The sequence below is a fragment of the Bradyrhizobium pachyrhizi genome (assembly GCF_029714545.1).
Taxonomy (GTDB): domain Bacteria; phylum Pseudomonadota; class Alphaproteobacteria; order Rhizobiales; family Xanthobacteraceae; genus Bradyrhizobium; species Bradyrhizobium pachyrhizi.
In genome coordinates, this window is record NZ_CP121667.1 from 73,552 (window position 1) to 92,951 (window position 19,400).

Consider the following 19,400-nt stretch of genomic DNA (forward strand, 5'->3'; position numbering starts at 1 on the left):
CTCCCTGAACCGGAGCGCGGTTGTTGCCGACCAAGCAGATGTGCTTAATTGCCTGGACGTCAATGGTGTCAGTCATTCCCCCCGGATTTGTCATGAGATCGGTGCTTTCGGCAACATTGATGGCCGCCTCCATTACGGTCACAGGGATGGGCATGGCAGAGGCCCAGATGACCCCGCCCTCGACGGCGGGGGCGAAGCCGAAGACCGTGACGACGGTGCCGATACGCCCCGCTTTGCAGAAGCCGGAGGATACCGCTGGCGCGATGACGCAGGCCGAGCGGCTGGCGCTGCAATCCGACCTCGCCTGGGTCGGCGAATATAACGGCGCCATTGCCGGCGACGTCAGCGAGCGCATGGTCAATGCGATCAAGGAATTCCAGAAGAAGCGCGGCGGCAAGCCGACCGGCGTGCTGAACCCGCAGGAGCGCGGCGTGCTCGCCGACACTGCGCGGCGGAAGCAGGAAGGTGTCGGCTGGCGGATCGTCACCGAGCCGGCCACCGGGGCGCGGCTCGGCATTCCCACCAAGCTGGTGCCGCAGCTCACCAGCGATGCCGCCGGGGCCAAATGGACCTCGCCGACCGGCACCGTCCAGGTGCTGCTGACCCGGCGCAAGGAAGCCAGTCCGACCACCGCAAAGCTTGCCGAGCAGGAAAAGAAGGAGCCGGCCGGGCGCACCATCGACTACACCGTGGTGAAGCCGGATTTCTTCGTGCTGTCGGGCATGCAGGGCCTGAAGAAGTTCTATCTGCGCGGCACCCTGAAGGGAGACGAGGTCCGCATCCTCACCATCCTCTATGACCAGGCGATGCAAACCACCATCGAGCCGGTGGTGATCGCGATGTCGAGCGCCTTCAACGCATTTCCGTCCGCCGTGCAGGCCGGTCCGCCGCCGCGCAAGACCGTCGAATATGCCACCGGCGTGGTGGTCAGCGACGACGGTGCCATCGTGACCGATCGCGTGGCGACCGACGATTGCATCGCGCTGACGATCCCGGGCTACGGCAATGCCGATCGGATCGCCGACGACAAGGATCACGATCTCGCGCTGCTGCGCATCTACGGCGCGCGCGGGCTGAAGCCGCTCAATATCGCAGGCCAGGCGACGCAGACCGCGTTCGACATCACCGGGATCGCCGATCCGCAGAGCCAGGGCGGCGGCGCGGCCGCGAGCAGCGTGAAGGCTTCGGTCGCGCAGACCGGCGGCGGCGATCAGGCGCTGTCACCGGCGCCGGCGCTCGGGTTCTCCGGCGCGGCGGCGCTCGACGGCGGCGGCAGGTTTGCCGGCATCGCGGTGCTGAAGCCCGTCATCGTTGCGGGCCCCGCAAACGCGGCGCCGCCGGCGCAGGCCGCGCTGGTGCCGGCCGACACGGTGCGCAGCTTCCTGAAGGCGCACGGCGTCACCGCGTCGGGCGACTCGGCGGACGCCTTGGCCGCCGTGGTCCGCGTGATCTGCGTCAGGAAATAATTCAAGCCATCGCCCGCATGCGGGTGATCCGGCAGCGCAGCCCGGGTTCTGTCCATTTCGTCGTCCCGGCGCAGGCCGGGACCCATACGCCGCAGCAGGCGTTGTAGGCGAGACTCGTCGTTTCAGCAGCGCGCAACAATGACGGGCTGTGGTTATGGGTCCCTGTGTCTTGGAAGTCTGTCAGGATGGGTTGGGCGGGAAGCCGTTGGGTCCTTGGCGCTTGACGCCGTGAGCCGGCTCGGCCTCCCGCCCGTTCCATTACCAACCTGAACAGTTGCACGAGGCTGCGCCAACAGACCTCGCATCACAGGGACAGGCACCGTGATCATACCCCCTCGTTATGTCGGAATCGACGTCTCCAAGAAGCATCTCGATATCTTTGATGAAGCTGACGGCGTGTCCAGGCGCATCGCCAACGCGGCACAGGCCATCACACAGCAGGTGGCGCGTTGGCGATGCGATGCGCTGGTCGTCTTCGAGGCCACGGGCGCCTATGATCTCGCGCTTCGCGAGGCCCTAAGCCAGGCCGGTGTCCGCTTCGCTCGGATCAATCCGGCTCGAGCTCGCGATTTTGCGCGGGCCAGCGGCCAACTTGCCAAAACCGATCCGATCGATGCACGGATGCTGGCGGCCTTTGGCCGGGTCATGCAGCCGGCAACCGAGCGGGCCGCCAATCCCGCCCGCAACGCTTTGGCAGGGCTTGCAAAACGGCGGGACCAACTGGTTCTCATGCGCGCGCAGGAGAAGAACCGGCGCAGCGAGGCCGACGACTGCGCCATGGCCGAACGGATCAGTCGGCTCGTTGAGGTTCTCGACGGCGAGATCGCCGAGATCGAGGCCGATATCAACGCATTGACCAAGGCCGAGCCGGAGATCGCGGACGATGCGCGGTTGATGCGCTCACTGCCGGGCGTGGGTCCCGTGGCTTGCATGCAGCTGATCGCGAAGATGCCGGAACTTGGACATGTTGGAGCGAAGCAGATCGCCGCGCTCGCGGGCCTTGCCCCCTTCAACGTCGACAGCGGCGCCTTCCGTGGAAAACGCAAGATCGCCGGCGGCCGAAAGCGCGTTCGTGACGCCCTCTATATGGCGGCTCTGAACGCGGTTCGTCGGGCCGATCCATTCAAGGCCTTCTACGCGCGGCTGCGACAGGCCGGCAAACCAGCCAAGCTCGCTCTCATTGCCGTTGCCAGGAAGCTCCTAACGGTCCTCAACGCCATGATGCGCGACAGAAAGCCCTACCTGCAGACCAAGCCGACATAACAGTTGCCGGCTTTCGCCGGGACGACGATGGGGATGGCTCTCGATTCAAGATTTCAAACACGCGGTGTCATCGTCCGCCACCGGGTCGCGCGAACGCGCGCCCGATGACAGGCTACGGCGGACGATCAGGCATTCCAGAGACTCCTGTGATTCAGCCACGGCTCTTCCCATACGTCGTCCTGGCGAAAGCCAGGACCCATAACCACCGCATTCAGCGATGAAACCGGATCGCGGCCCCGGCGTCGCACAACAATGAGATTTGGGGTAATGGGTCCTGGCTTTCGCCAGGACGACGTTGAGGATGGTTCTCGGTTCAACCTGTCAAACAGCGTAGTCGGCGTCACCTCAACGCAAACCGCACCCCGGCGCGGGCGAGGCCGCCGGCAATGCCGACCGGAGTGCCGTCGGCGCGCCAGCAGGCTGCGCCCGACATCGTGCCGTCGGCGTGAAACTGGATCGCGTTCATGCCGCCGGCCACCGTCGGCACGACCTGCACTCTGTGGCCCTTGGCTGACAGCGCGGCGCGGACGGCCTCCGGCACCGCCTGCTCGACCTCCAGCGCATTGCCCTCGGTCCAGACCCGCGGCGCCTCGACCGCCTCCTGCAGGCTCATGCCGTGGTCGATCAGATTGATCAGCGCCTGCATCGCGCTCGGGAAGATGCGCTTGCCGCCGGGCAGGCCGAGCGCGTAAGCGAGCTTGCCGTCGCGCAGCGCCATCATCGGCGACATCGAGGTGGTGACGCGCTTGCCGGCGGCCAGCGACAGCGCATGCCCCGGCCGCGGATCGAACAGGTTCATGTAGTTGTTCGGCACGGTGCCGAGGCCGGGGATCAGGATCTTGGCGCCGAACAGATTGTTGATGGTCTGGGTGGTCGCGACCACATTGCCCATCGCATCCGCCGCGGTCATGTGCGTGGTGTGAGCGCTTTCGAGTTGGGTGACGCCGGCGCCCCAGGCTTTTGCAGCGGCGGGATCGATCGCGCGGCGTCGCTCCTCGGCATAGGCCTTCGAGGTCAGCCGCTCCACCGGCACGTTGATATAGGCGGGATCGCCGCTCGCGGCCGCGCGGTCGGCGAAGGCGATCTTCAGCACCTCGGCGAGATAGTGGATCGTCTCGGTCGTGCCGAAGCCGAGCCGCGCGATGTCATAGCCTTCGAGGATGTTGAGCATCTGCGTGATGTGCACGCCCGATGCCGCCGGGGGCGGAGGCCCGAGGATTTCCCAACCGCGGTAGTCGCAGCGGATCGGCTGCCGCTCGACGGTCTTGTAGGTCGCAAGATCCTCCTGCGCGATGAAGCCGCCGTTCTTCTTCATGTAGTCGACCAGGATGTCGCCGAGCGGCCCCTGGTAGAGCGCGTTGTCGCCATGATCGGCGATGTATTTCAGCGTCTCGGCATATTCCGCCTGCACCACGCGCTCGCCGGGCTTCAGCGGCGCGCCATCAGGCAGATAGATCGCCGAAATCGGCTTGTCCTTCAGCATCTCCTCGGCGCCATCGGTGATGCATTCATGCAAATAGGGCGTCGCCGCATAGCCGCGCGCGGCGTGCTTGATCGCGGGCTGCATCACGTCGGCGAGGCTCATGGTGCCGAAGCGGCGCAGCGTCTCGCACCAGGCCTTCAGCGAGCCCGGCACCGCGACCGCTTTCGGCCCGTTCAAATTCTCGTCGCCGACGGTGTCGAACACGTCGTGCGCCGAACCGGGCTTCGAGGTATAGGTATCCGGCCGCACCGCCTGCGGCACCGTGCTTTGGCCATCGATGAAGCGATGGCTGCCGTCGGCGAGGCGAATATGCGCCATGCCGCCGCCGATGATGCCGACCATCATCGGCTCGACCACGGTCAGCGTGAACAAGGTGGCGATTGCCGCATCGATCGCATTGCCGCCGGCAGCCAGCATCTCGGCGCCCGCGCTCGATGCCAACGGATGATTGCTCACCACCATGCCGCGGCTGCTGGTGGCCGGTTGCTTCTCGCATTGAAAACTTGTCGCGGCGCGGTCGCGCCAGGCATCATTCATTGACATGCCGTTCATCGCCATTGTGTTCTCGTTCTTGATGGAGCGATCGGAGCCATGTTCTCCGGCCGCGCGTGCACGGTCAAGGCGCCGCGATTTTCCTCGCGGCGGTATTCGCAAATAAGGTCACGGCTTCGCGCGATCGCGCAACCAGGTCTCGCGCGTCACCTTCCATTTCTCCGCTCTGGATTCGCCGTTATGGTGCGCAAGCTCGACGAAGCCGACGAATTCGGCTCCAGTCTTCTGCTTGACCCGGCGCGAGCCGACGTTGGACGGCGCGTTGCAGACATGGAAGTGATCGAGGCCAAGCGTCAGGAAGGCGAAATCGTTCACCGCCGCGATCGCCTCCGTCATCAGGCCCTGATTCCAATACGGCTCGGCGAGCCAGAACCCGCGATTGCCCTTGCGGCCGTCGGCGCGCGGCCGGAAATTGATGTTGCCGATCGCCTCGCCGTCGCCAGCACGCAACACCAGCACCCATTGATAGCTTTCCTCGCCGGCCGCGATCTTGTCGAGCTCCCGCCTGATAAAGCTTTCCGCGCCGTCGCCGGGATACGGCCACGGCACCACCGTGGCGAGAGTCTTGATCACATTCCAATTGTTGAAGTGACGCTGGATCGCCGCGGCATCCGACAGCGCAAGCGGCCGCAAGATCAGGCGCGGCGTCTCGATGCGCGGGGTCTCGAACATTGCTACTTCTGGCACTTCGGGCACCAGAACGTCGAACGGCCGTTCTGGGTGAAGCGCCTGACAATGCCCTCGCAGCCGGACGTACGGCACGTCTCGCCCTCGCGGTCATAGACCTGGAACGAATGCTGGAAATAACCGAGATCGCCATTGGTCAATCGATGGTCGCTGATCGAGGAGCCGCCGGCCTTGATCGCCTGGTTGAGCACCGAATGGATCGCGTCGACCAGCCGCTTGGCATGGTCGGTCGGCTCGCCCCCGGCAACGCCCTTGCGTTGTCCGGACTTGGTCGCAAGCGTCGCGGCCAATCGCCGCGGCGACAGATGCGAACGAAACAGCGCCTCGCAGACATAGATGTTGCCAAGTCCCGCCACCACGCGCTGATCGAGCAGCGCGGCCTTCAGGCTGGTCTTCTTGTTGTGGCAGGAGCGCGCCAGCATCGCGGCGTCGAACTCGTTGCCGAGCGGCTCGGGACCGAGCCCTTTCAGCAGCGGTTCATCCTCGATCGCGTTGCGCGCGATGATCTTCATGTAGCCGAAGCGCCGCGGATCGTTGAAGACGACGGCCGCGCCCGACGACATGTGGAACACGACGTGATCATGCGCGCGGTCCTCGCTGCGCGGATGGTGGAATTGCCCCGGCGTCGCCGCGCCGTCCTGCTTCAGCACGCGGAACGAGCCCGACATGCCCAGATGCATCAGCAGCACGTCGCCGGAGTTCAGGTCGGCCATCAGATATTTGGCACGGCGGCCGAGCCCGGTGATGGTCCGGCCCTCGAGCCGGGCGATAAAGTCTTTTTGAAACGGAAACCGCAAATCCTTGCGGCGGGCCTCGGCCTTGAGGATCTTGGACCCCTCCATGGCCGGCTGCAGGCCGCGGCGGACGGTCTCGACTTCGGGTAATTCCGGCATAGCAGGCATTCACCTTTTGGAAGTGACGTGATAGCGCCATTGCGGCCGCCGCGCTATGGTCTGGCTGGAGCGTTTTCGAGCGAAGCCTGTCCCGTACTTGATACGGGATGGGCACCGGTTCGCGTGAAGAAAACGCGACCAAAAGGTAAGAGTATGAGTTGATGGATCGGCCGGATCAAACCACCCATTTCGGCTTCAGGGACGTGCCCCTGGGCGAGAAGCAGACGCTGGTGAACGACGTGTTTCACAGCGTGGCATCCCGCTACGACCTGATGAACGATCTGATGTCGGCGGGCCTGCACCGGGCCTGGAAGGACGTCATGATCACGACGCTCGATCCGCCGAAGGGCGACCGGCCGTTCGCGCTGCTCGACGTCGCCGGCGGCACCGGCGACATCGCGTTCCGGGCCGCCAAGACCGCGGGCGCGGGCTTTCATGCCACGGTCTGCGACATCAATGCCGATATGCTCGCCGTCGGCCGCGAGCGTGCCGCGAAGCAGCACCTCGATGACCGCGTGTCGTTCGTCGAGGGCAATGCCGAAACGCTGGGTTTTGCCGACCGCGCGTTCGACGCCTACACCATCGCGTTCGGCATCCGCAACGTGCCGCAGATCGACCTCGCGCTGCGCGAGGCCTATCGCGTGCTCAAGCCGGGCAGCCGCTTCCTGTGCCTGGAATTCTCCACCGTCGACGTGCCCGGCCTCGACAAGATCTACGATCTGTTTTCCTTCAAGGTGATCCCGCCGCTCGGCCGCGCCGTCACCGGTGACGCCGAGTCCTATCAATATCTCGTCGAGTCGATCCGCAAATTCCCGCGGCCGAACGCGTTCGCCGAGATGATCGGCGCCGCCGGCTTTGCCCGCGTGAAGTGGCAGAGCCTCTCCGGCGGCATCGTGGCGCTGCATTCGGGCTGGCGTTTGTGATCTCTGCACTGACCCACATCACGCGCCTCGCCCGCGCCGGTTTCGTGTTTGCGCGCGAGGGCGTGTTCGGCGTCGTCGATCCCGCGCTGGTGCCGCCGCCCGGGCAGCTCGCGCTGAAGCTGGCGCGGCTGATCGAGCGCCGCTCGGCCAAGTCAGGTCCGCGGTTGTCGCGCGCACTGACGCGGCTCGGACCCGCCTATCTCAAGCTCGGGCAATTCCTCGCCACCCGCCCCGACGTGGTCGGCGTGGCGATGGCGCGCGATCTCGAAAGCCTGCAAGACCGGCTGCCGCCGTTCGCGCAGGAGGCGGCCGAAACCGTCATCACGCAGTCGCTGGAACGGCCGCTGGCGCAGGCCTTTGTGCATCTGGGCCCTGCGGTTGCCGCAGCCTCGATCGCGCAGGTGCATCGCGGCGAAATCGAGCGCGACGGCGTCCGGCAGCAGGTTGCGGTCAAGGTGCTCCGGCCCAGTGTCGCCGCGCGCTTCCGCCGCGACCTCAGCGACTTCTTCTTTGTCGCGCACAAGGCCGAAGCGCATTCCGCCGAGGCGCGGCGCTTGAGGCTGATCGAGGTCATCAACACGATGTCGCGCTCGGTCGCGATGGAGATGGACCTGCGGCTCGAGGCGGCCGCGCTGTCCGAAATGGCCGAGAACACCCGCGACGATCCGGACTTCCGTGTCCCCGCGGTGGATTGGGATCGCACCGCGCACAGCGTGCTGACGATGGAGTGGATCGACGGCATCGCGCTGAACGATCACGTCCGGCTGGCGCAGGCCAAGGTCGATTTGCCCGATCTCGGCCGCAAAGTGATCCAGAGCTTCCTGCGCCACGCGCTGCGCGACGGCTTCTTCCATGCCGACATGCATCCCGGCAATTTGTTCCTCGACGAGGCCGGCCGGCTCGTCGCCGTGGATTTCGGCATCATGGGACGGCTCGGGCTGAAGGAACGGCGCTTCCTGGCCGAGATCCTGCTCGGCTTCATCACCCGCGACTATCGCCGCGTCGCCGAGGTGCATTTCGAGGCCGGCTACGTGCCGGGCCACCATTCGGTGGAGAATTTTGCGCAAGCGATCCGCGCGATCGGCGAGCCGATCCACAACCGCACCGCTGAGGAAATCTCGATGGCGAAGCTGCTCACGCTTCTGCTCGAGGTCACCGGCCTGTTCGACATGCAGACGCGCCCCGAGCTGATCCTGCTGCAGAAGACCATGGTGGTGGTCGAGGGCGTGGCGCGCGGCTTCGATCCGAAGCTCGACATCTGGAAGATCGCCGACCCCGTGGTGCGCGAATGGATCACGCAGAATCTCGGCCCGGCCGGCCGCATCCAGGGCGCGCTATCGGGCGCGGGCGAGCTCGGCCGCGTCCTCGCCAACCTGCCGTCGATCGCCAACCGCGCCGTGACCGTGCTCGAGCAGCTGGAGACCATGACACGGGAGGGCCACATGCTGTCGTCGGACTCGATCGACGAAATGGCCCGCGCCGAGGCCCGCAAGGCGCGGGTGCAGACCGTCGGCCTCTGGGTCATTGCGATCGCCTCCATCGCGATCTTTTTCGCCATCCGGGCGCACTGATTGCAATGCATGCACCATGTGATAGCATCGCTATCACACTTGATTGAGCATGATGCCTGAGGGCACGCCATGGCCAGCCTGACCATCCGCAAACTCGACGACACGCTGAAGGCCTATCTGCGGCTGCGCTCCGCCAGGAACGGCCGCTCGGTCGAGGAGGAGGTCCGGGTGATCCTCCGGGACCTCGCGGACGGCGGTACGGGGCCCGCAGAGACGCTTGGGGCGGGTTCCGCGACGGCTGTCGCCCCTGTTCCACGGGCCGCCAGCGCGACAGGAGAGCCGCGCGTCACCCTGATCATCGGCGGAGGGATTGCGGCCTACAAGGCACTGGATTTGATCCGGCGGCTCAAGGAACGGCGCATCCAGGTCCGCTGCGTGCTGACCAAGGCGGCCCAGCAGTTCGTCACCCCGCTCGCCGCCAGTGCGCTGTCGCATGAGCGCGTCTACACCGACCTGTTCGACGCCGAGAGCGAGTTCGACGCCGGCCATATCCGCCTGGCGCGGGACTGCGACCTGATCGTGGTGGCGCCCGCGACCGCCGACCTGATGGCCAAGATGGCGCAGGGCCATGCCGACGACCTCGCCACCGCCACCTTGCTGGCGGCCAACCGGCCGATCCTGCTGGCGCCGGCGATGAACCCACTGATGTGGAACAATCCGGCCACCCGCCGCAACGTGCTGCAGCTCCGCCGCGACGGCGTCCATACCGTAGGCCCCAACGCCGGAGAGATGGCGGAAGCCGGCGAGGCCGGCGTCGGGCGGATGGCCGAGCCGACCGAGATCGCCGCCGCCGCCGACCGCATGCTGCGCCCGCCGCAGCCGCGTCCGCTGGCCGGCAAGCGGGTGCTGATCACCGCGGGCCCGACCCATGAGGCGATCGATCCGGTCCGCTACATCGCCAACCGCTCGTCCGGCAAGCAGGGCTTTGCCATTGCCGCCGCCGCGCGCGCCGCCGGCGCCGAAGTCGTGCTGGTGACCGGACCGGTCGAGCTCGACGACCCCCAGGGCATCTCGGTGATGCGCGTGGAGTCCGCACGCGACATGCTGCACCGGGTCGAGGCCGCGCTGCCGGTCGACGTCGCGATCTTTGCCGCCGCGGTCGCGGACTGGCGGGTCGCAACCGAAGGCAGCCAGAAGCTGAAGAAGACCGCGGCCGGCATGCCGCCGCTGCAGCTGGTCGAGAACCCCGACATCCTCGCGACAATTTCCAAGCTGAAGGAGCAGCGGCCGCCGCTGGTGATCGGCTTCGCCGCCGAGACCGAGCATCTGATCGAGAACGCCAAGGCGAAGTTCGCGCGCAAGGGCTGCGACTGGATCGTCGCCAACGACGTCTCGCCGGCGACCGGCGTGATGGGCGGCGACCGCAACACCGTTCACCTGCTCTCGCGCGAGGGCAAGGACGTCACCGTCGACTCCTGGCCTGTCATGACCAAGGAGGAAGTCGCGACCGCGCTGGTGTCGCGCATCGCAAGAGCCGTAGGAACCGCACCGTGAGCGCCATCATCAAGGTCGAAGTCCACCAATTGCCGCACGGCGCAGATCTCCTGCTGCCGATCTATCAGACCGCCGACGCGGCCGGCCTCGACCTGCTGGCGGCGGTGCCGCGGTCGGCGCCGCTGCTGCTGCTGCCGGGCCGCTACGAGATGGTTCCGACCGGACTGACGATCGCGCTGCCGCCGGGCTACGAGGCGCAGGTGCGGCCGCGCTCCGGCCTTGCCGCCAAATACGGCGTCACGGTGCTGAACTCGCCCGGCACGATCGACGCCGACTATCGCGGCGAGATCAACGTGCTGCTGATCAATCACGGCCACGAGGTGTTTTCGATCCGGCGCGGCGAGCGCATCGCGCAGATGGTGATCGCGCCGGTCACGCGGGCCGAGCTGGCTCCGGTCGGCGTGCTAACGGCGACCGGGCGCGGCGGCGGCGGCTTCGGCTCGACCGGACGCTAGCGCGCGAAGTGTGCGGACGAGCCTCGGGAGATCACGCTTCGTGCGCTCCCCGCACGATTACGGGGTCAATTCGCGTAAAATCCGCCCCACCCGGCCGCATTTTTTCACAGGGGATTCTGCGTTCACGGTCTGGACTCTTACTCGCCGAGTCCCGTTGGGACTATTCTGTTTTGATTCGAGCACGACGGGGGGTCTTCGTCGGGCTGACTGGTCCTGCTTGGGCATGATCGGCGGACAAACGTTGTACGTTTGCCGTGAGGGAACACCGGTCTCCTCTTTTCCGGATCATGCCTGGGGTTTGTGCGTTCTGGGGCAACATATGTCGGGCGTAGTCGCGGCAATGCGTCGAACCCTGCTGTCATGCACCTCACTGGCGCGCGACGGCATGATTGGGCTCGCCATCACCGCATTGCTGCCGGCTCGCGCCTCGTTTGCCGCCGAGAGCCCGGTCGCCCAGGCGATGTCAGATCATTTCGGCTTCAATCACCAGGAGGTCGCGGTCCTCGCGACGTCGCTTGCGCTGGTCGGCTTCTCGGCCGTCGCCGCGATCCTCTTGATGCGCACCCGCGTGCGCGCGACGAGGAACGAGGAGCAGTTGCAGTCCGAGATCTCGGACCTGCAGGCGCAATCGGACCGGCTGCGCGCGCTGCTGTTCGTCGAGCCGCAGGTCCTGATCTCCTGGGCCGCGGGCGACAACCGGCCGCAGATCTCGGGCGACATCTCGCTGGTGATGTCGCAGGAAGGCTCGCCGCAACGCGTCCTCGCCTTCGGAACCTGGCTGCCGCCCGAGCCGGCGCTGCAGATGGATCACGCGGTCGATGCGCTGCGCGAGAAGGGCGAGGCATTCCTGCTCAACCTCTCGACCTCGGCCGGCCGCGCCATCGAGGCGATGGGCCGCGCGATCGGCGGCCAGGCCATCGTGCGGATCCGCGAGCTCGGCGGGCTGCGCCGCGAGCTCGCCGAGTCCAACCTGCGCTTCAAGACGCTGCAGGAGGAAACCGAGCTGCTGCGCGATTTCGCCGCCGCCGCGCCATGGCCGATCTGGGCCAAGAGCCTCGAGGGCAACCTGCGCTATGCCAACGCGGCCTATGTCCGCGCCACCGAAGGCAAGAGCGTGTCGGACGCGCTGCAGCGCAATCTCGAACTGCTCGAAAGCGACCAACGCACCGAATTGACCCGCGCGCTGAACGACAATGCCAGTTATGCCGCACGACTGCCGATCGTGGTCAGCGGCGAGCGGCGGATCTACGACGTGCAGGCGCTCAAGCTCTCCGGCGGGAGCGCCGGCATTGCGATCGACGCCAGCGAAGCTGCGGCGCTGCGCGCGGCGATCGCGCGGATGATCGAAGCGCACCGGCGCACCCTCGACCAATTGTCCTCGGGGGTCGCGGTGTTCGATACCGACCGGCGGCTCACCTTCTACAACGAGTCCTATCGGCGGCTGTGGGGCCTCGACCAGGCCTTCCTCGACGGCAACCCCGACGATTCCAGCGTGCTGGACCGGCTCCGCGCCAACCGCAAGCTGCCCGAGCAGCCCGATTTCCGCGCCTGGAAGGCCAAGCTGCACGAGGCCTATCGCGCGGTCGAATCCGAGACCTATACCTGGTTCCTGCCCGACGGCCGCGCCATCAGCGTCGTCACCACGCCGAACCTCGAGGGCGGCGTAACCTATCTGTTCGACAACGTCACCGAGAGCCTCGACCTCGCGCGCCGCTACGACCGCCTGACCCGGGTGCAGCGCGAGACCCTCGACAATCTCGGCGAAGCGGTCGCGGTGTTCGGCAGCAACGGACGCGCCGAACTGTTCAACCCGCCGTTCGCCAAGATGTGGAAGCTGCCGGCCGACGCGCTGCAGGGCGAGCCGCATATCGAGGCAGTGGAAGCGCTGTGCCGGCCGCTGTTCGACGACGCCCTGACCTGGCGCACGCTGCGCGAATCGATTACCGCGATCGAGAACCGCGCCCAGGTCGCGCTCAAGCTCGAGCGCAAGGACGGCAGCGTGCTGAATTGCATGACCATCCCGCTGCCCGACGGCAAGACCCTGCTCGCCTTCCAGGACATCACCGACACCGAAAATGTCGAGCGGGCGCTGCGCGAGCGCAACGAGGCGCTGGAAGCCGCCGACCAGATGAAGGTGGATTTCGTCCACCACGTCTCCTACGAGCTGCGCGCCCCGCTCACCACCATCATCGGCTTCGCGCATTTCCTCAGCGATCCCTCGACCGGACCGCTGACGCCGAAGCAGGCCGAATATCTCGACTACGTCACCAAATCGACCAACGCGCTGCTGGCGCTGACCAACAACATTCTCGATCTCGCCACCATCGACGCCGGCGCGATGAAGCTCGAGCTCGGCCCGGTCAATATCGGCCAGGCGATCGAGGCCGCCGCCGAAGGCATCCAGGATCGTCTCGCGACCGACCGCATCACGCTGAAGGTCGATATCGAGCCCGACATCGGCGCCTTCGTCGGCGACGAGCGACGCGTGGTGCAGGTGCTGTATAATCTGCTCGCCAACGCGGTCGGCTTCTCGCCGCACGATGCCACCGTCACGATCAGCGCGCACCGCACCGAGCACAGCGTGGTGTTTGCGGTGACCGATGCCGGCCCCGGCATTCCGGCCGAGATGCGCGACAAGGTGTTCAACTGGTTCGAGAGCCATTCCCACGGCTCGCGGCATCGCGGCGCGGGGCTCGGCCTGTCGCTGGTCCGCTCCTTCGTCGAACTGCATGGCGGACGGGTGCGGGTCGATTCGACCGTAGGCCGCGGCACGACCGTGACCTGCGACTTCCCGATCGACCAGACCGCACATCGCAACGCTGCTGAATGACGGCGACCTCGACATTCTCGGTGGCACTCGCGAACGAGACCGCGACAGCAGAGCTGATGGCCGACCTCGCGCTGCTGATCGGCGCCGGCGACGTCATCACGCTGTCCGGCGACCTCGGCGCCGGCAAGACCACGGCCGCGCGCGCGTTGATCCGTTACCTCGCCGCCGACGACGCGCTGGAGGTGCCGAGCCCGACCTTCACGCTGGCGCAGAGCTACGAGCTGCCGTCGTTTCCGCTCGTCCATGCCGACCTCTACCGCATCAACGACGCCAGCGAGCTCGAGGAGATCGGGCTGTCGCCGCTGCCCGACGACATCGTGGCACTGATCGAGTGGCCGGAGCGCGCGCCCGACGCGATGCCCGCCAACCGCATCGATATCGCGTTCAGCCATCGCCCGGCGCTCGGATCGGCGGCACGCGCGGCCGAGATCACCGGCCATGGCAAGGGCGCGGCGAAGGTCGCGCGACTCAACGAGCTGCGCCAGTTCCTCGATCGCGCGGGCTTTCTCAATGCCCGGCGCGAACGCATGCCGGGCGATGCCTCGACACGCTCCTATGCGCGGCTGCGCAACGACGACGGCACCGTCATCCTGATGAACTCGCCGCGCCGTCCCGACGGCCCGGCGATCTACAGCGGCCAGTCCTATAGCGCAGCGGTGCATCTCGCCGAAGACGTCAGGCCGTTCGTCGCGATCGGAAACGGCCTGCGCAAGCATGGTTTCTCCGCGCCCGCGATCCGTCACATCGATCTCGGATCCGGCTTCCTCATCACCGAGGATTTCGGCGCCGAAAGCGTCATCGATGGCGATCCACCGCAGCCGATCGCCGAGCGTTACGAGGCCGCCGTCGACATGCTGGCGGCACTGCACCGCGAGGTGCTGCCGGAGCAATTGCCGCTGACGTCAGACGAGAGCTACGACATACCGGTGTTCGACATCGACGCCTGGCTGATCGAGATCGGGCTGATGCTTGAATGGTACCTGCCCGACCGCGGCGTGCAGCCGAGCGAGGAGCTTCGCGCCGAATTTCGCGGGATGTGGCGCGGCCTGCTGGAGAAGCCCGCAGCCGCGCCGCGGACCTGGGTGATCCGCGACTTCCATTCGCCGAACATCATCTGGCTTGCCGAACGCACCGGCATCCTGCGCGTCGGCGTCATCGATTTCCAGGACGCGCTGCTCGGCCCCGCAGCCTATGACGTGGTGTCGCTGCTGCAGGATGCCCGGATCGATGTGCCCGAGCAGCTCGAGTTGTCGCTATTGACCCGCTACATCAAGGCGCGGCGCGCGACCGATGAAGGCTTCGATCCGGCCGGCTTCGCCGAGCTCTATGCGATCATGTCGGCGCAGCGCAACACCCGCCTGCTCGGCACCTTTGCGCGGCTCAACCGCCGCGACGGCAAGCCGCAATATCTCAAGCACCAGCCGCGGATCTGGACCTATCTCGAGCGGTCGCTGGCGCATCCGGCGCTGACCAGCTTCCGCATCTGGTACACAGCCAACGTCCCTCCTCCAGTACCGTAGTTTACGGGTTATTAGCCTCAGGTCCCCTAAGGTTGCCGAGCCCGCACCTGATCCATGGCGCGGCCGGATCTGGAGCGGGACCACACGATGGGGACGGAACGACGCAAGGGCGATCGTGTCACGTTTGAGCGCGGCATAGCGGCGCACATGATGGGCATCGACGGCACCTGGCGGCGCGACTGCACCATGGAAGACGTGTCGGAGACGGGCGCCAAGCTCTCCGTCGACGGCTCGGTCGAGGGCCTGAACCTGAAGGAGTTTTTTCTGCTGCTGTCGTCCACAGGATTGGCCTATCGCCGCTGCGAGCTGGCATGGGTCAATGGCGACCAGATCGGCGTCAACTTTCTCAAACAAGGCGACAAGAAGAAGAAAACCGCCAGACGCGGCACGCAAGCTGCCGACGTCTAGGCCAGGGTCGTCATTGCCGTCTTACGGCCGTCATGTCTCGTGACTATGGCGTCTGATTGATGTGCTTGCCGAATCGCCGTGATATGATCGGCGCATGAGAGATGATGACCGAGAATATCCGGAAGATGCCCGTCACTCCCCATAAAGCCATGGTGCTCGCTGCGGGCCTCGGCGTGCGCATGCGCCCCCTGACCAACACGATGCCGAAGCCGCTGGTCAGCGTCGCCGGCCAGCCGCTGCTCGACCATGTGCTCGACAAGCTCGCCGGCGCCGGCGTCAGCGAAGCCGTCGTGAACGTGCACTATTTGCCCGACCAGATCATCGAGCACGTCAAGACCCGCAGCCGTCCGCGCGTGATCATCTCCGACGAGCGCGACCAGGTGCTCGGCACTGGTGGCGCGGTGGTGAAGGCACTGCCGCTGCTCGGCGATGCGCCGTTCTATCATCTGAACGCGGACACGATGTGGATCGACGGCGTGCGCTCCAATCTGGCGCGGCTCGCGGAAACCTTCGATCCCGCGCGGATGGATATCCTGCTGCTGATGGCGCCGACCGCTACGAGCATCGGCTATGGCGGGCGCGGAGACTATTCGATGTTGCCGGATGGAGCGTTGCGCAAGCGGCGCGAGCACCAGGTGGTGCCGTTCGTCTATGCCGGCGCCGCGATCATGTCGCCTGCGCTGTTCGCCGACGCGCCGGCCGGTGAGTTCTCGCTGACCAAGATGTTCGATCGCGCCAACGAGCAGGAGCGGCTGTTCGGCCTGCGCCTCGACGGCGTCTGGATGCATGTCGGAACTCCAGACGCGATCCAGGCTGCGGAAGAAGCCTACCTGGAAAGCGTCGCGTAGGCGGCACCCGTCGTCGTCAGCCCTCGGCGTCGATCGCAAGCACCGCGAAGCTTGCAAGCCAGTGTTCGCCCATATAGTCGCCGGCGATATGCGGCAGGCCGGCGTTGAGATGACGGCGCGCGGCATCCTGCAGGATCGGACGACGGGCATCGGCCGCCGGCAACGTGCCGGCCAGCGAACGCCAGCACCATGCGCGGCTGAGATTGAGCCCGTCGAGATGCGTCAGCTTGCCATCCGTGCGATCGGTGACCGTGGCGGGCCGGAACAGGGTTGCTGGTTCGCGCAGTTCGAGCCGCGGCAGGAAGCGGTCGAACCAGGGCAGGAAGTCGCCCGGCGCCAGCAGCCGGCGCATGCACTCCGCTTCGATCAGCGCGGACGACTGGAAGTCGTCGCCGCTCGGCTCACCCCAGGCGGGGCAGTCCTGATCGGCGCCGTACCAGCGCAGCGCTGTGTCGCGCAACAGCGCACCGAACGCATCGTCCTGTGTCACTGCGGCGTAGTCGGCTGCCATGCGCAGCCCGAACGCGGTGTTGAAATGGGTGCCGACCCGCACCGGATAGGTGGCGAGCGGCAGGAAATCGCGGAAGCGCTGTGCGAAAATCTCGGCAAGCGGAGCCATCCGCTCGCGCCAGTTGGTATTCTCGAGCAGCGCGAGCTCTGCCGCAAGCTTCAATAGCCAGCCCCAGCCGTAAGGCCGCTTGAAGCCGCGCGCGGTCGGGGCGGCGAGATAGCTGCATTCGGCCGCGATCTTCTCCGCAACGAACTGCGCGTCGAACAGCGCGCGGATATCGTCCGCCGCCTCGGATGAGGGATAGCGGCGCAGCAGCCGGGCAAGCATCCAGTAGCTGTGGACGCAGGAGTGCCAGTCGTACTGCCGAAGAACACCGGATGCAGCTCGCGCGGCGTGCGCGCATCCTCCGGCCCCGCCAGCACGTGATCCGGCTTGTTCGGATATTCGCGCGTGACATGGCCGAGCGCGATGCGCGCGAAGCGGACGGCGAGGTCTTCGGTCAGGATCGTCGCGCTCATGGTGAGGCATTCTCCTTGCGCTCGCGGCGAACAAGCATCTCGATCAGCCGCGGCGTCATATAGATCGGAAACTGCGTCGCGGCGAAGAACAAGGCCGTCATCGGCGACACCGCAGCGCCCATCGCCGACCAGACCAGTCCGACATTGCGGTTGCCGAGAATGAGGCCGCTGGTCAGCCGTGCAGCCAGATTGCCCGGCGTGAGCAGCGCGCCACATAATTGCAGGGCAAGATTGCAGGCGAAGGCAAGGCCGACGCAGGTGAACGCGGCGGCCGGTTGCGCTTCGATCTGGGTGCGCACCCCGGCCATGGTGGCGATCGCGAACAGCAGCAGCGAGGCGAGCACGAGCGCGTCGATGATGCGCGCATGCTGCACCAATTGTGCAGCGGCCTGACGGCGCAGCAGCAACGCCAGACCGCCGGCGGCGCCGACCAGCAGCGCAAGCCGCGTCGCAAGCGCCAGCGGATCGAGCGCGAGACCGGCAAATCCCGCGGCGATCAGCGGCACGGTAACCGGCGCCAGCGCCATCGACAGCAGCGTCACGGCAAGCGGAATGGTCGCGTCGAAGCCGAGCATGCGCGCGACGGCTGCCGTGCCGCTCGACGGCGGCGCACACACCGACAGCACCAATGCGACGATCAGCTCGGGTCGAAAGCCGGCGCCGCGCGCGGCAAGGCCGACTGCAAGCGGGCTCGCCAGCATGGCGAGCGCCGGCAACAGCAGCCAGACCAGCGGCCGCCGCAACGCGCGTCGGAACGCCGTCCCGTCGACCTGGAGGAAGGTGCCGAGCACCAGAACAAAGATCGCCGCCGCCATCAGCGGGCGCACGCCATCCGCCAAGGCCGGGAAAGCCAATCCCGCCAGCACGCCGGTGATCAGCAGTGTCGGCCCGCGCGGCACCAGCCTCGCAAATCTCGCCAAATTCCTGGGTCCCGTCGTCATGTCCGGCCAACGAGCATAGGCCGGAGCAAATCATTGTTGAAATCGATTATTGTTATATGCACTATTGCCACAATGAATTTATCCGCCATCGATCTCAACCTGCTGGTCGCCTTCGAGGCGCTGATGGAGGAGCGCCACGTCACCCGGGCGGCCGAGCGCATCGGGCTCGCCCAGCCGTCCATGAGCAGCGCGTTGCGGAGGCTGCGTGCGCTGTTTGCCGACGAACTGTTCCTGCGTGCCGGCGCGGGCATGCAGCCGACCGAAAAGGCGCTGGCGCTGGCCGGGCCGATCGGCGAAGCGCTGCGGCAAATCCGGAGCGCGTTGGTGCCCGATCAGGGCTTCGATCCGGCCATCGCGCGACGGCGCATCACCATCGCCGCGACCGACTACGGCGATCTCGTTGTGGTGCCGGAACTGACCCGGCTGCTGCGCGTCGAAGCGCCCGGCATTGACCTTGCCGTGCGCCCGCTCACCGACGCGACGGTGGCGCTGGCGAAGCTGGAGCGCGGAGAACTCGATGCGCTGATCGGCGGGCACCTGCCGGAGTCACCGCGCTGCGTCCGGCACCGGCTATTCGAGGAACGCTTTGTCTGCGTCCGCGATACCGCGCGCACGAACCGATCGGAGCGCCTGAGTCTGGAAGATTACGCGACCCTGCCGCACGCGCTGTTCTCGGCGGCCGGCGGCGACGGCCTGCCGAGCGTGATCGACGCGTTGCTGGCGCGCCATGGACTGAAACGACGAGTGGCGATGACGCTTGCGCATGTGGTGGCCGTCCCGTTCGCCGTGGCCGGCACCGATCTGATCGCCACGATGTCCGAGCGCGTCGCCCGGCGCTTCACGCATCTGGCCGACATTGCCGTCGTCGCGCCGCCGATCGACATCCCCGCCTTCGCGATCGACCTGATCCATACGAGCCGCGCTGCCCAGGATCCGGCGTTGCGCTGGTTCCTGGATGCCGCGGATCGCTGCGCCGGCCGATTGCGATATTGAGCGGTGACGGTTCTCCGACAGGGGTGGCTAACGACGGCCGCCGA

Annotated in this window: 15 protein-coding genes and 1 pseudogene; 11 read left to right on the top strand and 5 right to left on the bottom strand. The window is 66.6% G+C overall.

Annotated features, from left to right (window positions below; all coding sequences use genetic code 11):
- Positions 1-92 precede the first annotated feature (92 nt).
- Together QA639_RS00325 and QA639_RS00330 are read left to right on the top strand one after the other, a co-directional pair.
- Positions 93-1,466, top strand: a complete 1,374-nt coding sequence (locus QA639_RS00325; RefSeq protein ID WP_283088943.1) for a serine protease — start codon at positions 93-95, stop codon at positions 1,464-1,466.
- Positions 1,467-1,787: 321 nt separating this feature from the next.
- Positions 1,788-2,729 (top strand): transposase, encoded by a 942-nt coding sequence (locus tag QA639_RS00330; RefSeq protein ID WP_283088565.1) that lies wholly within the window; start codon positions 1,788-1,790, stop codon positions 2,727-2,729.
- A 340-nt stretch (positions 2,730-3,069) separates the two neighbouring features.
- Here the strand turns inward: QA639_RS00330 and ggt are convergent, their stop codons facing one another.
- The 3 genes from ggt to mutM all read right to left on the bottom strand — a co-directional run bounded on the left by ggt (position 3,070) and on the right by mutM (position 6,344).
- Positions 3,070-4,749, bottom strand: a complete 1,680-nt coding sequence (gene ggt, locus QA639_RS00335) for a gamma-glutamyltransferase (RefSeq protein ID WP_283090704.1) — start codon at positions 4,747-4,749, stop codon at positions 3,070-3,072.
- A gap of 123 nt (positions 4,750-4,872) precedes the next feature.
- Positions 4,873-5,436, bottom strand: coding sequence for a GNAT family N-acetyltransferase (locus tag QA639_RS00340; RefSeq protein WP_283088944.1), 564 nt, complete (start codon positions 5,434-5,436; stop codon positions 4,873-4,875).
- A 2-nt stretch (positions 5,437-5,438) separates the two neighbouring features.
- A complete protein-coding gene (gene mutM / locus QA639_RS00345; RefSeq protein ID WP_050383441.1) occupies positions 5,439-6,344 on the bottom strand; it encodes a bifunctional DNA-formamidopyrimidine glycosylase/DNA-(apurinic or apyrimidinic site) lyase in 906 nt (301 codons plus the stop codon).
- A gap of 161 nt (positions 6,345-6,505) precedes the next feature.
- On the opposite strand from mutM, the gene ubiE reads away from it, so the two are divergent.
- The 8 genes from ubiE (at position 6,506) to QA639_RS00385 (ending at position 16,393) form a co-directional block, all read left to right on the top strand.
- Complete coding sequence (ubiE, locus tag QA639_RS00350) at positions 6,506-7,267, top strand: bifunctional demethylmenaquinone methyltransferase/2-methoxy-6-polyprenyl-1,4-benzoquinol methylase UbiE (protein WP_028337562.1); 762 nt, start codon at positions 6,506-6,508, stop codon at positions 7,265-7,267.
- Positions 7,264-8,838: a 2-polyprenylphenol 6-hydroxylase gene (gene ubiB, locus QA639_RS00355; protein WP_283088945.1), complete on the top strand. Its 1,575-nt coding sequence runs from the start codon at positions 7,264-7,266 to the stop codon at positions 8,836-8,838. Before ubiE ends, ubiB begins: the two co-directional genes overlap by 4 nt.
- 69 nt (positions 8,839-8,907) lie before the next feature.
- Positions 8,908-10,332, top strand: a complete 1,425-nt coding sequence (coaBC, locus tag QA639_RS00360) for a bifunctional phosphopantothenoylcysteine decarboxylase/phosphopantothenate--cysteine ligase CoaBC (RefSeq protein ID WP_283088946.1) — start codon at positions 8,908-8,910, stop codon at positions 10,330-10,332.
- On the top strand, positions 10,329-10,787 hold the full coding sequence (gene dut / locus QA639_RS00365; RefSeq protein WP_283088947.1) for a dUTP diphosphatase: 459 nt from the start codon (positions 10,329-10,331) through the stop codon (positions 10,785-10,787). The genes coaBC and dut overlap by 4 nt, the downstream gene beginning before the upstream one ends.
- 319 nt (positions 10,788-11,106) lie before the next feature.
- On the top strand, positions 11,107-13,617 hold the full coding sequence (locus tag QA639_RS00370; RefSeq protein WP_283088948.1) for a sensor histidine kinase: 2,511 nt from the start codon (positions 11,107-11,109) through the stop codon (positions 13,615-13,617).
- Positions 13,614-15,137, top strand: coding sequence for a tRNA (adenosine(37)-N6)-threonylcarbamoyltransferase complex ATPase subunit type 1 TsaE (tsaE, locus tag QA639_RS00375; RefSeq protein ID WP_283088949.1), 1,524 nt, complete (start codon positions 13,614-13,616; stop codon positions 15,135-15,137). Before QA639_RS00370 ends, tsaE begins: the two co-directional genes overlap by 4 nt.
- An 87-nt stretch (positions 15,138-15,224) precedes the next feature.
- Positions 15,225-15,545, top strand: a complete 321-nt coding sequence (locus tag QA639_RS00380) for a PilZ domain-containing protein (protein ID WP_028337556.1) — start codon at positions 15,225-15,227, stop codon at positions 15,543-15,545.
- A gap of 125 nt (positions 15,546-15,670) precedes the next feature.
- Positions 15,671-16,393 carry a nucleotidyltransferase family protein gene (locus QA639_RS00385; protein ID WP_028337555.1) on the top strand — a complete coding sequence of 241 codons (723 nt, stop codon included), beginning with the start codon at positions 15,671-15,673 and terminating at the stop codon, positions 16,391-16,393.
- 16 nt (positions 16,394-16,409) lie between these two features.
- On the opposite strand, the pseudogene QA639_RS00390 reads toward QA639_RS00385, so the two are convergent.
- Positions 16,410-17,422, bottom strand: a pseudogene (locus tag QA639_RS00390) (DUF2891 domain-containing protein).
- Entirely contained in the window at positions 17,419-18,342 is a 924-nt protein-coding gene (locus QA639_RS00395) for a hypothetical protein (RefSeq protein WP_283088950.1), read from the bottom strand. The pseudogene QA639_RS00390 and the gene QA639_RS00395 overlap by 4 nt, the downstream one beginning before the upstream one ends.
- A gap of 54 nt (positions 18,343-18,396) precedes the next feature.
- On the opposite strand from QA639_RS00395, the gene QA639_RS00400 reads away from it, so the two are divergent.
- Positions 18,397-19,356 carry a LysR family transcriptional regulator gene (locus QA639_RS00400; protein WP_283088951.1) on the top strand — a complete coding sequence of 320 codons (960 nt, stop codon included), beginning with the start codon at positions 18,397-18,399 and terminating at the stop codon, positions 19,354-19,356.
- Positions 19,357-19,400: the final 44 nt, after the last annotated feature.

Coding starts and splice junctions, on each gene's coding strand:
- QA639_RS00325 (WP_283088943.1), top strand. CDS start 93: ATGAGATCGGTGCTTTCGGCAACATTGATGGCCGCCTCCATTACGGTC.
- ggt (WP_283090704.1), bottom strand. CDS start 4,749: ATGAATGATGCCTGGCGCGACCGCGCCGCGACAAGTTTTCAATGCGAG.
- QA639_RS00340 (WP_283088944.1), bottom strand. CDS start 5,436: ATGTTCGAGACCCCGCGCATCGAGACGCCGCGCCTGATCTTGCGGCCG.
- mutM (WP_050383441.1), bottom strand. CDS start 6,344: ATGCCGGAATTACCCGAAGTCGAGACCGTCCGCCGCGGCCTGCAGCCG.
- ubiE (WP_028337562.1), top strand. CDS start 6,506: ATGGATCGGCCGGATCAAACCACCCATTTCGGCTTCAGGGACGTGCCC.
- coaBC (WP_283088946.1), top strand. CDS start 8,908: ATGGCCAGCCTGACCATCCGCAAACTCGACGACACGCTGAAGGCCTAT.
- QA639_RS00370 (WP_283088948.1), top strand. CDS start 11,107: ATGTCGGGCGTAGTCGCGGCAATGCGTCGAACCCTGCTGTCATGCACC.
- tsaE (WP_283088949.1), top strand. CDS start 13,614: ATGACGGCGACCTCGACATTCTCGGTGGCACTCGCGAACGAGACCGCG.
- QA639_RS00380 (WP_028337556.1), top strand. CDS start 15,225: ATGGGGACGGAACGACGCAAGGGCGATCGTGTCACGTTTGAGCGCGGC.
- QA639_RS00385 (WP_028337555.1), top strand. CDS start 15,671: ATGCCCGTCACTCCCCATAAAGCCATGGTGCTCGCTGCGGGCCTCGGC.